This window comes from Lentzea flaviverrucosa (genome assembly GCF_003350445.1).
GTDB lineage: Bacteria > Actinomycetota > Actinomycetes > Mycobacteriales > Pseudonocardiaceae > Lentzea > Lentzea californiensis.
The window spans coordinates 42,087-57,372 of sequence record NZ_QQAU01000012.1; the positions used below are offsets into that span (position 1 = coordinate 42,087).

Consider the following 15,286-nt stretch of genomic DNA (forward strand, 5'->3'; position numbering starts at 1 on the left):
TCGGGCAACGCACGGTCGCGACTCTCTCTTCAGGCAAGAAACCGAAGAGGGGAAACGACCATGAGACTGCGCATCGCCGCCGCCGCGCTCGCCATCGGACTGTGCACCGCCGGTGTCGCCCAGGCGGACGACGTCCCGCCGGAGTTCCAGAACAGACCCACCCCGGCGGCCTGCTACAACGCCGTGCCCACGATCGTCGGCGCGGGCTTCATCACCGGTGGCGCCGGACCGGACGTCATCGTCGGCAGCAACGGCCCGGACACCATCGTCGGATTGGAGGGCAACGACATCATCCTCGGGCTCGGCGCCGACGACGTGATCTTCGGCGGCGAGGGCAACGACCTGGTCTGCGCCGGGTGGGGCGACGACAAGGTCCAGGGTGGCCCGCACCACGACACGCTCTACGGCGAGGCCGGCAACGACAAGTTGCGCGGCGGCGACGGGATGGACCTGCTCTCGGGCGACCCGAACTTCGACGAGGGTGACGGCGAGGCCGGGTTCGACTTCTGCACGGCGTCCACCGAGGTCACCGTCAGCTGCTAGCGACCGCCTGCCTCAACAGGATCTCGGTGGCGGCGTCGGGTCCGACCCCGAGCTGCCGCAACGAGTCCAGCACGCGCGCACGCGTCTTCACCATCCTTCGTGGATCGCGTGCGCGCACTGCGGCGGCGAGCGCGAGCCTGTGCCCGCGCGGTTCGAACGGCTCCAGCGCCCACGCCCGTTCCGCGAGGTGGTGGGCCTCGGCCGGGTCGCCGGCGACGAGCCTCAGTTCGCCCAGCACCAACAGGTTCTGCACGTGGCGGCCTCTGATCTGGGCGATCTCCGCCTCGCACAGGTCGGCCAGATCGGTGAGCGGCTCGCCTCGCCACAGCGCCACGGCCTCGCCGGGGCTCAGTTCCTGGAAGGCCCACAGGTCCACCGTCAGCTGGTCGCTCCGGACGAGCCGGATCGTCTCGCTGTCGCTGCGCAGGAAGTAGCTGGCCTCACCGCCCGCGCGGCCGGGTTCCAGCAACCGCCTGAGGTGGGTCGTCGTCACGCGCAGGTTCCGCGCGGCGCTCGCGGGGTCGAGTTCGGGCCACAGCAGGTCCATCGCCTGCTCCCGGGACAGCACGGTGCGCAGCACGAGAAGGCCGAGGAGCTGGCGAACGCGTGCCCGTCGCAGTTCGGGCGCGTCCGTCGCGACGCCGTTCCTCGTGACTCGCATCGGACCGATGACCTCGATGCCGATCGGGTGGTCCGGCGGTGCGGGCACGGTGGCGAGCAGCTTGGCGGCGCCGGCGGCGAGATCCGGATCCCTGGTGAGTTCCCGGAACTGGCGGTGCGCGGCCGGTCCGACACGATCGGCGAGCCAGGTGCCCAGCCGCGTGCTGCCCGCTGCCGCCTGGCGGGCGGCGAGTTCGGCCGACCACGGCAACGGGAGGAAGCACAGCGCGTGCGCCTCCGGCAGCTCTTTGCGCGGATCTCCGTTCCTGGCCGCGATGAACGCCCGTCCGGCCGCTCGCGCCTTCCGGTGCGACGGCCCCAGTTCGGTGCCGTCCCACAGTTCTCTGAGCTCGTCGTTGAGCACGTACCCGAGCGTCAGGAACCGGCGCAGATGCCGTTCGGCGAGCTTGATCTCCAGCGGCCACCGGTCCAGGTGCCGCTTGTAGAGGTCGCGGGCCAGGTCTTCTTCTCCACGCGTGACGGCCGTCGCCGCCTGCGCCGCGCACGCCAGCACCGCGTCACGCGGGTTGTCCTGCTCGGCCGTCAGTTCCGCGGCGCTCTCACCGAACGACGCCGCGACGACCGCGTGAACAGCCCTCGCCACGAACTCGTCGCGGGCCGTGCTGTCCGCGCAACCTCCTTGGAAGTCAACGGGTTCGCCGTCGAACCAGCGCGCGGTGGTGGCGTGGCGGCGAGCCAGGTCGTCCGTGAGCATCCGTTCGGCGAGTTCAGCCGCGTCCTGGCCACGCCCGCACATCGCCAGGCAGTGCACGTGGAACCTCGTCGTGGACACCGCAAGCGCTTGGGGCACGGCGTTCACCGGCGCCTGCGCGAGATGCGCCAGCGCCGTCTCCGGGTCGCCGGCGAGTTCGGCGACCACCGCGGCGACGCTGTGCCGCAACAGCCTCAACACGGGCGACTGCGCGTCGAGTTGTTGTGCCCGTTGGGCGACGGCGACCAGCCTGACCAGATCACCCCTGGAGTGCGCGGTGATCACGGCCTGCCCCAGTGCCACCGCCGCGGCCTCGTGGTCGCCGGCACCGAGCATCAGCGCACAGGCCTGGTCGACCAGGCAGTCGATGGACGGGTCGGTGAAGTCGTGGGCGTGCACGACCGCGGCCTTCAGCAACAGGAACGCCGGCTCTTGTTCGCACTGCACCGGAACTGCCTTGAGCCAGGTCTCCGCGGTCGCGCTCGGCAGCACCGACAACGTGGTCCGCACGAGCTCGACCGCGAGCAAGGCGAGCAGCGCCCAGTCGCACGCACGGCACGCAACTCGTCCGGCGGCAGCCAGATCGCCACGCGCGGTGAGCACCTTGACGGCTTCGTCCCGGAGGTGACCGGTGGGCATCAGGCTCGCCCACAGGTCGTGGGCCCGGTAGCGCCCGTCGTCGAGCCGGTCGACCAGCGGAATCTCACGCGTGAGCTGCTCCAGGTCGACGTCCCCGCCCACCACAGTGCTGACCTCCGCGGCCGTCGCCGACCCGAGGGCCACCAACGCGGCCAACGTCGTACGCGTCCGTTCAGGCAGACGACTCAGCACTTCCTCCGCGGCGTAACGCCACGACGCGGCCGGCCCGGCCGTGAGCGACAACCGGATGAGCGCGGGCCAGCCCTGCAGGTCCTCGGTGAGCTCACGGCCGAGCTTCTGCGCCAGCGCGGCGGTCTCGGCGTCGGTGAACGCCAGGTCCGCCGTCTCGATCACGGTCACCTCCCCCGCCGCCTGCCTCCTGGCCAGCGGAAGGGCCGGCGTGGTGCGCCCGGACAACACGAGATGCGCGGTGCCGGGCAGGGCACGCGCGACCTGGGCGAGCAGGTTCGCACCCGGCGACCCGTCCGGAACCTCGTGGACGTCGTCGAGCAGCAGGCAGACGTCCAGCGGGGCCGCACCTCGCAACGCAGCGAGGACCGCCTCCGCATCGGGTGCGAGGCTCGGGCGGCCGAGGGCGTCCAGGATCGCCGCAGCCAGCCGGCCGGCGTCTTCGTGGCCGGGCCCGCAGGTCACCCAGGCGTCGATGCCGCGAGGCGCTAGGAGGTTCGCGCGAACGGCCTGCGCCAGCGCGGTGGTCTTGCCGAACCCGGCGCCGGCGGCGACCAGCGTGACCGGGCGGGACCAGCGGGTTCTGAGGCGGTCGACCAGCCGCAGGCGGGGCAGCTCGACGTCGAGTGGCCGCGGCACCGCGCGCAGACCGGTCGTGTTGTCCCCCACCTGATGCGGAGGTGGGCGGGGGTCCGGAAATACGCGGCGCAGGCTCGCGCAGGGGTACCCCCTGATCGGGAACCCCTGCGTTTCACCGTACTCAGCAGGTCCGACAAGATCATCGGACGCGATGCGGACCGCTTTGGCCGGGCTTCTGCCGCTCTCGGGCTCGCGAGGCCTCAGATCAGCCGGCCATGGACAGGCACGAGCACGATGCGACTGCACCCGTCGCACGCCCGCTCCCCCAACTGGGCCGGCCCGGCTCCGGCAGCGGACGGGCACCGGAGATCAGGAAGTACGCGCTGCGGGGCCCGTGTGGCCTCACCCCTGCCCACTCGTGAACTCACGAGTGGCTTGGGCGAGCGGTTCTCAGGCGGCCGCCCGCAGACACACGTGGCCCGGCAGCACACGCACGCTGCCGTCTCCAGGCTGCTCGCGGGCTCACTCGTCCTTGAGGACGGCCGTCCGCAGGCACAACGCGTCCCTGCCGTCGCACGCACGCTTCGGCCTCTGGCCGCACACGACCCGGAGGACCCGCTGGACGCGGAACGGCCCGCCTCCCCGGAGGGAAGCGGGCCGTTCGGGGTCTTGCGGGTGATCAGGCGCCGGCGGCGTTGCGCAGGGCCTCGGCGCGGTCCGTCGACTCCCAGGGGAGGTCGACGTCGGTGCGGCCGAAGTGGCCGTACGCGGCGGTCGGGGCGTAGATCGGGCGGAGCAGGTCGAGGTCGCGGATGATCGCGGCGGGCCTGAGGTCGAAGACCTCGGTGATGGCCTGCTGGATCTTCTGCGGGTCGACGGTCTCGGTGCCGAAGGTCTCGACGAACAGGCCCACGGGGGCCGCCTTGCCGATGGCGTAGGCGACCTGGACCTCGACGCGGGTGGCGAGGCCGGCGGCCACGGTGTTCTTCGCCACCCAGCGCATGGCGTAGGCGGCGGAGCGGTCGACCTTCGACGGGTCCTTGCCGGAGAAGGCGCCGCCACCGTGGCGGGCCATGCCGCCGTAGGTGTCGACGATGATCTTGCGGCCGGTGAGGCCCGCGTCGCCCATCGGGCCGCCGATGACGAAGCGGCCGGTCGGGTTGGTGAGCAGGCGGACGTCCGTGGTGTCGAGGGTGAGCTCGGCGATCTCGGGGGCCACCACGTGCTCGCGCAGGTCGACGCCGAGGAGCTTCTCGAGGTCGATGCCGTCCGCGTGCTGGGTGGAGATGACGACGGTGTCGAGGCGCACGGGCTGGTCGCCCGCGTACTCGATGGTGACCTGCGTCTTGCCGTCCGGGCGCAGGTACGGGACGGTGCCGTCCTTGCGGACCGCGGTCAGGCGGCGGGACAGGCGGTGGGCCAGCGCGATCGGCAGCGGCATGAGCTCGGGCGTGTCGGTGCACGCGTAGCCGAACATCAGGCCCTGGTCGCCCGCGCCCTGCTTGTCGATCTCGTCGTCGGCGCCTTCGACGCGGTTCTCGAAGGCGGTGTCGACGCCCTGCGCGATGTCCGGGGACTGCGCGCCGATGGCGACGTTCACGCCGCACGAGTGGCCGTCGAAGCCCTTCGCGGACGAGTCGTAGCCGATCTCCAGGATCTTCTCGCGGACGATCGTGGGGATGTCCGCGTACGCCTCGGTGGTGACCTCACCCGCGACGTGGACCTGGCCCGTGGTGACCATCGTCTCCACGGCGACGCGGGAGCGCGGGTCCTTGGCCAGCAACGCGTCCAGGATCGAGTCGCTGATCGCGTCGCAGATCTTGTCCGGGTGTCCCTCGGTCACCGACTCACTGGTGAACAGCCTGCTGCTGTGCTGGCTCACGGACACTCCTTAGGTGCGGGGTTGGGCCGAAGAAAAATTCTACTGAGAGGTAGTCAAGCGAGCGCTAACCGCGTCCCACACCTCGGACGCCACTTGTGTCTTGGGCCCGTGGGGTATAGGGGTCTCGGCGCCGTCCGGGGACAGCAGCCAGCCGGCGTTGTCGTCCTGCTCGAACGCCTTGCCGTCGCCGACCGCGTTCAGCACCAGGAGGTCGCAGCCCTTGCGCCGCAGCTTCGCCCGCCCGTAGTCGAGCACCGACGTCGTCTCGTCGCCGGTCTCCGCCGCGAACCCGACGATCAGCTGGCCCGTCCTACGTGCGGAAACGAGCTCCACGAGGATGTCGGGGTTCTTCGTCAGCGTGATCGGGTCGGGGTCGCCGTCGGTCTTCTTGATCTTGTGTCCGGTGAGCGACGACGGCCGGAAGTCGGCGACCGCGGCGGCCATCACGACCACGTCCGCGTCCGCCGACACCTTGTGCATGACGTCGCGCAGCTCCACCGCGGAGCCCACGCGGACGAGGTCGACACCCGCCGGCGTGGTCAGGTCCGCGGTGTTGCCCGCGACCAAAGTCACTCGGGCACCGCGTTGCGCCGCCACCCTCGCGAGCGCATAACCCTGCTTGCCGGACGAGCGGTTGCCGATGAACCGCACCGGGTCGAGTGGTTCCCGCGTGCCACCGGCGGAGATCGCGACGTGCACACCCTCGAGTGTCCGCCGCAGGGCGTCGGGCCGCACCAGCAGCAGCCGGGCGAGCTCGACGATCTCGGCGGGGTCGGGCAGGCGGCCCTTGCCCGTGTCCTTGCCCGTCAGCCGGCCGGAAGCCGGTTCGGCGACGACGACACCGCGCGAGCGCAGCAACGCCACGTTGTGCTGGGTGGCCGGGTGCTCCCACATCTCGGTGTGCATCGCCGGCACCAGCAGGACCGGGCAGCGCGCGGTCAGCAGGGTGTTCGTCAGGAGGTCGTCGGCGAGGCCGTGCGCGGCCTTCGCGATCAGGTTCGCCGTCGCCGGGGCGACCACGACGAGGTCGGCGTTCTGCCCGAGCTTGACGTGCGGCACCTCGTGCACGTCGTCGAACGGGTCGGCGGACACGACCTGGCCGGACAGCGCCTCGAACGTCGCCGCGCCCACGAACTTCAGCGCGCCCTCGGTGGGAACGACCCGCACGGAGTGACCGGACTCGGTGAGCCGCCGCAGCACCTCACAGGCCTTGTACGCGGCGATGCCCCCACCAACCCCGAGAACGATCCGGGGCTTGACGGGGGCATCAACGTCAGATGCAGCGGAAGTCAACAGCTCTCCTGTGGAGGAACGACCGCGAGGTCACCCTCGCGAGAACCACTCCCGCCGAGTCCAAGAATGAAGACCCGCTGGGTCCGGGGGCGAAACCCCCGGCCTTGGTTCGGGGGCGTAGCCTCCGGCCCTGGGGCCTAGGGGCGAAGCCTCTGGCCTTGGGGGTCCGGGGGCGAAGCCCTCCGGCTGGGGTGTGGGGGCTCGGCCCCCAGAAGACACTCGAAGGCGATCCGGTCTGCGCTTTCCGCAGACAGACCTCTCCCAGAGCCTTCGACCCCTTCTAGCCTTCGCTTCCCTCGGTGTGCTCGAGGAGACCGGCGTGGATCTCCCTGAGCGCGATCGAGAGGGGCTTCTCACGCGGGCCCGGCTCGACGAGCGGGCCGACGTACTCGAGCAGGCCCTCGCCGAGCTGCGCGTAGTAGTCGTTGATCTGGCGGGCACGCTTCGCTGCGTAGATCACCAACGCGTACTTCGAGCTCACCTGCTCAAGCAGGTCGTCGATCGGCGGGTTGGTGATGCCCTCCGGAGAACCGGTCAGGTGACCGAGCTCGGTGTGGGTGATCACTCGTCAATCTCCTGAAATTCGTGGTCCGACCATCAAGGATAGCAAGTCGGCAGCGGCCGACTGCACGTCGGCGTTCACGACGACCTCGTCGAACTCCTTTTCGGCCGCCAGCTCCTCGCGGGCGATAGCCAGCCGGCGTTCGACGACGTCCGGGTGTTCGGTGCCTCTGCCGGTCAACCGGTCGACCAGGTGCTCCCAGGACGGGGGCGCCAGCATGACCAGCTGGGCGTCCGGCATGGCCACGCGGACCTGCCTCGCGCCCTGGAGTTCGATCTCCAGGAGCGCGGGGCGGCCCGCGGCCAAAGCTTCTTCGACGGGCCTGCGAGGGGTTCCGTAGTGGTTTCCGGCGAACTCGGCGTGTTCGAGGAACTCGCCCGCCTCGGCCATCTGCTGGAACTTCTCGTGGTCGACGAAGTGGTAGTGCACTCCGTCGACTTCGCCCGGCCTCGGCTTCCTGGTGGTCGCCGAGACGGAAAAGTAGACATCGGGCTGCTGCCTGCGCAGCTCCGCCAGAACGCTGGACTTGCCAACGCCGGACGGCCCGGACAAGACGGTGAGGCGGGAACGGGCAGAGCCCGTTCCCGCCTCGGTGCCAATCACTCTCCGCTGAACTCGGAGAGCAGGGCCTTGCGCTGGCGGTCACCGAGACCGCGCAGGCGACGGCTGGGAGCAATCTCGAGGCGCTCCATGATCTGCTGCGCGCGCACCTTGCCGACGCCCGGGAGGGCCTCGAGGAGCGCGGACACCTTCATCTTGCCAAGGATCTCATCGCTCTCGGCGGACTTCAGCACGTCCGTCAGGGTCGTGCCGCCACGCTTGAGGCGCTCCTTGAGCTCAGCCCGAACGCGACGTGCGGCAGCAGCCTTCTCCAGCGCTGCGGCCCGCTGCTCCTCGGTAAGCTGGGGAAGAGCCACGATTTCCTCCGTGGTGTGGATTCTTTTCGGATCGGTGCCGCGACCGTACAGACCGCAATTGCCTGAGTACAACGTGACCCAGTCAAGAAATCTTCAGCGGCCATGATTGCGGCGGGTGGTAGTAGTACCAAACACCCTCCGGCGGCCTGATCACTGCCCTCCGGCAACCCGTCGCCCACTCGAGGTGTGCTATGAGGCCGGTGACCAGCGAGGCAGCCGGTGGCGTGGACCCTACCAACACATGTTTGCCCAGGTGAGCGCGCCACTCCCCAAAAGGCGTGGCGCGCCCCTCCTCAGAGGCTCTGCTGGACCCTCCGCACCGCGCTGACCAGCGAAGACACGTCGGGACCGTGCTTGAGAACATCTCGTGAAGAAGTCGGAAAGACGTTGCGCATGTCGGGTCCGAAGAGCCGTTTTAGATCAGCCACGGACCCGCCCTGAGCGCCGAAACCGGGGGCCAGGATCGGTCCGTTGAACCGGCTGAGGTCTACATCCGTTTCCCCGATCGTGGCGCCCACGACGAGACCGACATCGCCGCACGGGGAAATGCCTGAATTCCGAGCCGCGGCGAAATCGATGATCGTCTGCGCCACGGTTCGCCCGTCCGGAGCAACGACCCGCTGGACCTGCGCACCCTCCGGGTTCGACGTGAGGGCGAGCACGAACACGCCCCTGCCCGTCTCCCGCGCCGTGTCGAGGGCGGGCTGCAACGACCCGAAGCCGAGGAACGGTGAGAGCGTGACCGCGTCACCGGCCAGCGGCGAGCCGTCGCCCAGGTACGCCTGGGCGTAGGCGGCCATGGTCGAGCCGATGTCGCCGCGCTTGGCGTCCACGAGCACCAGCGTGCCCGAGTCGCGCAGCTCCGCGATCACCCGCTCCAGCACGGCGACGCCCCGCGACCCGTAGGTCTCGAAGAACGCCGCCTGCGGCTTCACCACGGACACCTTGCCGCCGAACGCCTCCACGGCCGTCAGCGCGAACCGTTCGAGGCCCTCCGCGGTCCTGGAGAGGCCCCAGGCGTCCAGCAGGCTCGGGTGCGGGTCGATCCCGACGCACAGAGGTCCGTGCGCCGCAACGGCTTTCGCGAGTTTCTCGCCGAACGTCACGCGTCACCCCGCAGGGCGGCCTGGAGGGCCTGCAACGGCTGGACCCCGATGTCACCCTGGATGAGCGCCTCGATGCCGTGCACGGCCGCGGCAGCGCCCTGGATCGTGGTGACGCACGGGATGTCCTTGGCCACGGCGGCGGTGCGGATCTCGTAGCCGTCGATGCGCGGACCGCTGTTGCCGTAGGGCGTGTTGAAGATCATGTCGATCTCGCCGGCCATGATCATGTCGACGACGTTGCCCTCGCCCTCGAAGTGCTTGCGCACCTCGGTGCACGGGATCCCGTTGCGCTTCAGCACCTCCGCGGTGCCCGTGGTCGCGAGGACCTGGAACCCGAGGTCCGCGAGGCGCTTCACCGGGAAGATCATCGCGCGCTTGTCGCGGTTCGCGAACGACACGAACACCTTGCCGGACGTGGGGAGCGAGCCGTACGAGGCCGTCTGCGACTTCGCGAACGCCTTACCGAACGACGAGTCGATGCCCATGACCTCGCCGGTGGACTTCATCTCCGGGCCCAGCAACGAGTCGACGCCGTGGCCCTCGGGCGTGCGGAAGCGGTGGAACTGCATGACCGCCTCCTTCACCGCGACGGGCGCGTGCTCGGGCAGCCGGGCACCGTCACCGGTGGCCGGCAGGATGCCCTCCACGCGCAGTTCCGCGATCGTGGCGCCGAGCATGACCCGCGACGCCGCCTTGGCCATCGAGACAGCGGTCGCTTTGGACACGAACGGCACCGTGCGCGACGCACGCGGGTTTGCCTCCAGGACGTACAGCACGTCGTCCTTGAGCGCGTACTGGACGTTCAGGAGCCCCTTCACGCCGATGCCGTGCGCGATGGCCTCGGTGGAGCGGCGGACGTTCTCGATGTCCGAGGCGCCCAGGGTGATGGGCGGCAGCGCGCACGACGAGTCGCCGGAGTGGACGCCGGCTTCCTCGATGTGCTCCATCACGCCGCCGATGAACACCTCGTCGCCGTCGCACAGCGCGTCGACGTCGATCTCGATGGCGTCGTCGAGGAACCGGTCGACCAGCACCGGGTGCTCGGGCGTCACCTCGGTCGCGCGGGCGATGTAGCCCGACAGCGACTCCTCGTCGTACACGATCTCCATGCCGCGCCCACCGAGCACGTAGGACGGTCGCACGAGGACCGGGTAGCCGATCTCGTCCGCGATCTCCTTGGCCTCGTCGAACGACGTGGCGGTGCCGAACTTGGGCGCGGGCAGACCGGCCTGGTTGAGCACCTTGCCGAACTGGCCGCGGTCCTCGGCCAGGTGGATCGCCTCGGGCGTCGTGCCCACGATCGGCACACCCGCGTCGGCCAGGCGCTGCGCCAGACCCAGCGGCGTCTGGCCGCCGAGCTGGACGATCACGCCCGCCACGGTGCCGGAGCGCTGCTCGGAGTGCACGACCTCCAGCACGTCCTCGAACGTCAGCGGCTCGAAGTACAGGCGGTCGGAGGTGTCGTAGTCCGTCGACACCGTCTCCGGGTTGCAGTTGACCATCACGGTCTCGTACCCGGCCGCCCGCAGCGCCATGGCCGCGTGCACGCACGAGTAGTCGAACTCGATGCCCTGGCCGATGCGGTTGGGCCCGGAGCCCAGGATCAGCACCTTGGGCTTCTCCCGCTGCTCCGCGACCTCGGTCTCGGCGTTCGGGTCGAGCTCGTACGCGGAGTAGTGGTACGGCGTCTCGGACTTGAACTCCGCCGCGCACGTGTCGACCGTCTTGTAGACCGGACGCACGCCGAGGCGGTGCCGCAACGTGCGCACGCCGTCCTCGCCGGCCAGCTCGGACCGCAGCGCGGCGATCTGGCGGTCGGAGAGCCCGGCGCGCTTCGCCTTGCGCAGCAACGGCTCGTCGAGGACGGGAGCGTCCAGCAGCTCCTGCCGCAACGTGCCGAGCCAGGCGATCTGCTCGATGAACCACGGGTCGATCTTCGACGCGTTGTACACGTCCTCAATGGACGCGCCGAGTCGAAGAGCACGCTCGACCGTGTAGAGGCGCCCGTCGTGGCCGCGCTCCAACTGCTTCAGGGTGGACTCCAGGGTAGAGCCCTCCGGGTCCGGCTGGGTCCAGAAACCGACCGATTTCGTTTCCAGCGAACGCAGCGCCTTGCCCAGCGCCTCCACGAAGTTCCGGCCGATCGACATGGCCTCGCCGACCGACTTCATCGTGGTCGTCAGCGTGGGGTCCGCGCCGGGGAACTTCTCGAAGGCGAACCGCGGTGCCTTCACGACCACGTAGTCGAGCGACGGCTCGAACGACGCCGGGGTCTCCCCCGTGATGTCGTTGGTGATCTCGTCGAGCGTGTAGCCGATCGCGAGCTTCGCGGCGATCTTGGCGATCGGGAAGCCCGTGGCCTTCGACGCCAGCGCGGAGGACCGCGAGACGCGCGGGTTCATCTCGATGACGACCATGCGGCCGGTGTCCGGGTGGATCGCGAACTGGATGTTGCAGCCGCCGGTGTCGACGCCGACCTCGCGGATGACCTGGATGCCGACATCGCGCATGTGCTGGTACTCGCGGTCGGTCAGCGTCATGGCGGGCGCGACCGTCACCGAGTCACCGGTGTGCACGCCCATCGGGTCGATGTTCTCGATCGAGCAGATGACGACGACGTTGTCGTTGCGGTCGCGCATCAGCTCGAGCTCGTACTCCTTCCACCCGAGCACGCTCTCCTCGATGAGCACCTCGGTGACCGGGGACTCCTCCAGGCCGATCGCCGCGAGGCGCTCCAGCTCCTCGGCCGTGTACGCCATGCCGGAACCCAGGCCGCCCATGGTGAACGAGGGCCGGATCACGACCGGCAGGCCGAGGTCGGCGACGGTCTTGCGCACCTCGTCCATCGACTTGCAGACGGCGGAGCGCGGGACCTCGGAACCGATGCCCCGCACCAGGTCCTTGAAGATCTGGCGGTCCTCGCCGCGCTGGATGGCGTCGATGTCCGCGCCGATCAGCTCGACGTTGTACTTCTCCAGCACGCCACGCTCGTGCAGCGCGATGGCCGTGTTCAGAGCGGTCTGGCCGCCCAGCGTCGCCAGGATCGCGTCCGGGCGTTCCTGCGCGATGACCTTCTCCACGAACTCGGCCGTGATCGGCTCGATGTAGGTGGCGTCCGCGAACTCCGGGTCCGTCATGATCGTCGCCGGGTTGGAGTTCACCAGGCTGACCCGGATGCCCTCTTCGCGCAGCACGCGGCACGCCTGGGTACCGGAGTAGTCGAACTCGCACGCCTGACCGATGACGATCGGACCGGAGCCGATCACCAGGATGTGCTTGAGATCAGTCCTCTTCGGCATCAGCGGGCCTCATTCATCAGCGTCACGAACTCGTCGAACAGGGGCGCGGCGTCGTGCGGACCTGCCGCGGCCTCGGGGTGGTACTGCACGGAGAACGCCGGCGCGTCGAGCAGCCGGACGCCCTCGACGGTGCCGTCGTTCGGGCAGTAGTGCGACAGCACGGCGCGGCCGAACTCGGAGGAGAACTCCTCACCCGGCGTGCCTTCCAGCGCGAACCCGTGGTTCTGCGAGGTGATGGCGACCTTGCCCGTGGTCACGTCGATGACCGGGATGTTGATGCCGCGGTGGCCGTAGCGCATCTTGTACGTCCCGCGGCCGACCGCGCGGCCCAGGATCTGGTTGCCGAAGCAGATGCCGAACAGCGGCAGCTTGCGGCCCAGGGCCTCCTTCGTCAGCGCGATGGCGTGGTCCTGCGTGGCCGGGTCGCCCGGGCCGTTGCTCAGGAACAGGCCGTCCGGGCTGACCTCCAGGATGTCCTCGAAGGAGCTGGTCAGCGGCAGCACGTGCACCTCGATGCCGCGCGCCGCCATCATCCGCGGGGTGTTCGACTTGATGCCCAGGTCGAGCGCCGCGACGGTGAACCTCTTCTCGCCGATGGCCTCGACGACGTACGGCTGGTCCGTGGTGACGTCGACCGCGAGGTTCGCGCCGACCATCTGCGCGGAGGCCTTGACCTGCGCGACCATCGACGCGTCGTCGGTGAGGTCGGAACCGGAGAACACCCCGGCGCGCATGGCGCCCTGCTCGCGGATGTGGCGGGTCAGGGTGCGGGTGTCGAGGCCCGCGATGCCGACGATGCCCTGGTTCACCAGTTCCTCGTCGAGGCCGCGCCTGGACCGCCAGTTCGACGGCGTGCGCGCGGGGTCTCGGACCACGTAGCCGGCCACCCAGATCTTCGAGGACTCGTCGTCCTCGTCGTTCCAGCCGGTGTTGCCGATCTGCGGTGCGGTCTGCACCACGATCTGGCGGTGGTAGGAGGGGTCGGTCAGGGTTTCCTGGTACCCGGTCATGGCCGTGGAGAACACGACCTCGCCGAGCGAGACGCCGGTCGCTCCGTACGCCTCACCGCGGAAGACACGTCCGTCTTCCAGCACCAATGCCGCGTTCGTCACGCCTTGCCTCCCACGAGTGCTGCAACCCATTCTTCGTAAACGTCTTTGTCGTCACCGCGAAAACCAGTGTCGAACAGGTGGCCATCGTTTTCCCACTGGACCACCAACAAGCCCTCGTCGCTGAACATGACCTTCCCGGCGAGGCCGCGGTCCGTGCGGGCGTCCCGGATGGACTCGGCGGGGATGAACAACGCCGACGCGCCGACGCGTTCGATCGCGATGCCCTCCGGCACCAGGCTCAGCGTGGCCTCGGCGCGGTGGCCGATGTCACCGACCTGGATGCGGTCCTGCCAGTTGCCCGCGTTCGTCGTGCCGAGGTAGACGCCCGTGGTCGCGAGCTTCGGCGCACCCAGCGCGGCCGGCGTCGAGGGGAACGCCGGCAGGTCTGCCTGCTTGCGCTGGCGTCGCTTCCAGCCGTGCCACATGCCGTAGACGCACAGGGCGAAGAAGACGAAGACCGCCAGGGACAGGAGGATCCGGGTCATTCCGCAATCCTCCCCGCCACCGCGGTCACCCGGCCACGCAAGATGGTGGCCGTCACCGCCGCGGGCAGTTCCATCCCCTCGAACGGGGTGTTGCCCGCGATGCTCGCGAACTGCGCGCCGTGCACCGTCCACGACGCGTCCGGGTCGACCAGCACGAGGTTCGCGGGCTCGCCGACGGCGATCGGACGGCCCTGGTCGGTCAGGCCGGCGATCTCGGCGGGTTTCTCGCTCATCACCCGTGCGACGCCGCGCCAGTCCAGCAGGCCGGTCTTCACCATCGTCTCGACGACGACGCCCAGCGCGGTCTGCAGGCCGAGCATGCCCGGACGGGCCGCAGACCACTCGCAGTCCTTGTCCTGCACCGCGTGCGGGGCGTGGTCCGTGGCGACGCAGTCGATCGTGCCGTCCGCCAGGGCCTGCCGCAGCGCGTCGACGTCGGCCTGCGTGCGCAGCGGCGGGTTGACCTTGTTGACCGGGTCGTAGGTGCTGAGCCGGTCGTCGGTCAGGATCAGGTGGTGCGGCGTGACCTCGGCGCTGACCTTGGTGCCGCGCGCCTTGGCCCACTTCAGGACGTCCGCCGTGCCGGTGGTGCTGACGTGGCAGACGTGCAGCCGCGCGTCGACCTGCTTCGCGAGGATGCAGTCACGGGCGACGATGGACTCCTCGGCCGCCGCCGGCCAGCCCTGCAGGCCGAGCCTGGACGCGTTCTCGCCCTCGTGCGCCTGGGCGCCGACCGTGAGGCGCGGTTCCTCGGCGTGCTGGGCGATGACGGCGCCCAGGGACTTCGAGTACTCCAGCGCACGGCGCATGATCAGCGGGTCGTGCACGCAGTGGCCGTCGTCGGAGAAGACGCGGACGTTCGCCTTGGACTTCGCCATCGTGCCGAGCTCGGCGAGCTTCTCGCCCTTGAGGCCGACGGTGACGGCGCCGACCGGGTGGACGTCGACGAGGCCGACCTCCTGGCCGCGGCGGGCGACGTGCTCGACGATGACGGCGTTGTCGGCGACCGGGTCGGTGTTGGCCATGGCGAAAACGGCCGTGTAGCCACCCAGAGCGGCGGCCTTGGAACCGGTCTCGATGGTCTCGGTGTCCTCACGACCTGGCTCACGCAGGTGGGTGTGCAGGTCGACGAAACCGGGCAGCAGAACCGCGCCGTTGCCTTCGATGACTTCGGCTTCTGAATCCGTGCCCTCTGCGATCACGCCGTCGCGGATCAGCAGGTCGATAGGATCACCCTCGCCGTAGGGCCGTACTGCCTTGAGCAACAAGGATTTCTTCACTTTGGCTTCCTGCAAGGGCTTCACTGTG

The 15,286-nt window shown here is 69.7% G+C and carries 12 protein-coding genes; 1 reads left to right on the forward strand and 11 read right to left on the reverse strand.

What is annotated here, in order from left to right; genetic code table 11:
- The first annotated feature begins 60 nt into the window (after positions 1-60).
- Complete coding sequence (locus DFR72_RS31130; protein ID WP_090069073.1) at positions 61-543, forward strand: calcium-binding protein; 483 nt, start codon at positions 61-63, stop codon at positions 541-543.
- Here DFR72_RS31130 and DFR72_RS31135 read toward each other — a convergent pair.
- The 11 genes from DFR72_RS31135 to DFR72_RS31185 all read right to left on the reverse strand — a co-directional run bounded on the left by DFR72_RS31135 (position 533) and on the right by DFR72_RS31185 (position 15,258).
- Positions 533-3,412, reverse strand: coding sequence for an AfsR/SARP family transcriptional regulator (locus tag DFR72_RS31135; protein ID WP_090069071.1), 2,880 nt, complete (start codon positions 3,410-3,412; stop codon positions 533-535). The two genes, DFR72_RS31130 and DFR72_RS31135, sit on opposite strands and share 11 nt — an antisense overlap.
- 589 nt (positions 3,413-4,001) lie before the next feature.
- Positions 4,002-5,204 carry a methionine adenosyltransferase gene (gene metK, locus DFR72_RS31140; RefSeq protein ID WP_170176491.1) on the reverse strand — a complete coding sequence of 401 codons (1,203 nt, stop codon included), beginning with the start codon at positions 5,202-5,204 and terminating at the stop codon, positions 4,002-4,004.
- Between the two features lie 39 nt (positions 5,205-5,243).
- Positions 5,244-6,497, reverse strand: coding sequence for a bifunctional phosphopantothenoylcysteine decarboxylase/phosphopantothenate--cysteine ligase CoaBC (coaBC, locus tag DFR72_RS31145; protein ID WP_177224610.1), 1,254 nt, complete (start codon positions 6,495-6,497; stop codon positions 5,244-5,246).
- Positions 6,498-6,777: 280 nt separating this feature from the next.
- Positions 6,778-7,062, reverse strand: a complete 285-nt coding sequence (gene rpoZ, locus DFR72_RS31150; protein ID WP_090069070.1) for a DNA-directed RNA polymerase subunit omega — start codon at positions 7,060-7,062, stop codon at positions 6,778-6,780.
- Between the two features lie 3 nt (positions 7,063-7,065).
- Positions 7,066-7,662: a guanylate kinase gene (gene gmk, locus DFR72_RS31155; protein WP_090069068.1), complete on the reverse strand. Its 597-nt coding sequence runs from the start codon at positions 7,660-7,662 to the stop codon at positions 7,066-7,068.
- Entirely contained in the window at positions 7,659-7,976 is a 318-nt protein-coding gene (gene mihF, locus DFR72_RS31160) for an integration host factor, actinobacterial type (RefSeq protein WP_030481817.1), read from the reverse strand. Before mihF ends, gmk begins: the two co-directional genes overlap by 4 nt.
- Positions 7,977-8,269: 293 nt before the next feature.
- On the reverse strand, positions 8,270-9,082 hold the full coding sequence (pyrF, locus tag DFR72_RS31165; RefSeq protein WP_090069066.1) for an orotidine-5'-phosphate decarboxylase: 813 nt from the start codon (positions 9,080-9,082) through the stop codon (positions 8,270-8,272).
- Positions 9,079-12,381 carry a carbamoyl-phosphate synthase large subunit gene (gene carB, locus DFR72_RS31170; protein ID WP_090069065.1) on the reverse strand — a complete coding sequence of 1,101 codons (3,303 nt, stop codon included), beginning with the start codon at positions 12,379-12,381 and terminating at the stop codon, positions 9,079-9,081. The genes pyrF and carB overlap by 4 nt, the downstream gene beginning before the upstream one ends.
- Entirely contained in the window at positions 12,381-13,493 is a 1,113-nt protein-coding gene (gene carA, locus DFR72_RS31175; protein WP_245983673.1) for a glutamine-hydrolyzing carbamoyl-phosphate synthase small subunit, read from the reverse strand. The genes carB and carA overlap by 1 nt, the downstream gene beginning before the upstream one ends.
- On the reverse strand, positions 13,490-13,978 hold the full coding sequence (locus DFR72_RS31180) for a PH-like domain-containing protein (RefSeq protein WP_090069061.1): 489 nt from the start codon (positions 13,976-13,978) through the stop codon (positions 13,490-13,492). The genes carA and DFR72_RS31180 overlap by 4 nt, the downstream gene beginning before the upstream one ends.
- Complete coding sequence (locus DFR72_RS31185; protein ID WP_090069060.1) at positions 13,975-15,258, reverse strand: dihydroorotase; 1,284 nt, start codon at positions 15,256-15,258, stop codon at positions 13,975-13,977. The genes DFR72_RS31180 and DFR72_RS31185 overlap by 4 nt, the downstream gene beginning before the upstream one ends.
- Between the last annotated feature and the right edge of the window lie 28 nt (positions 15,259-15,286).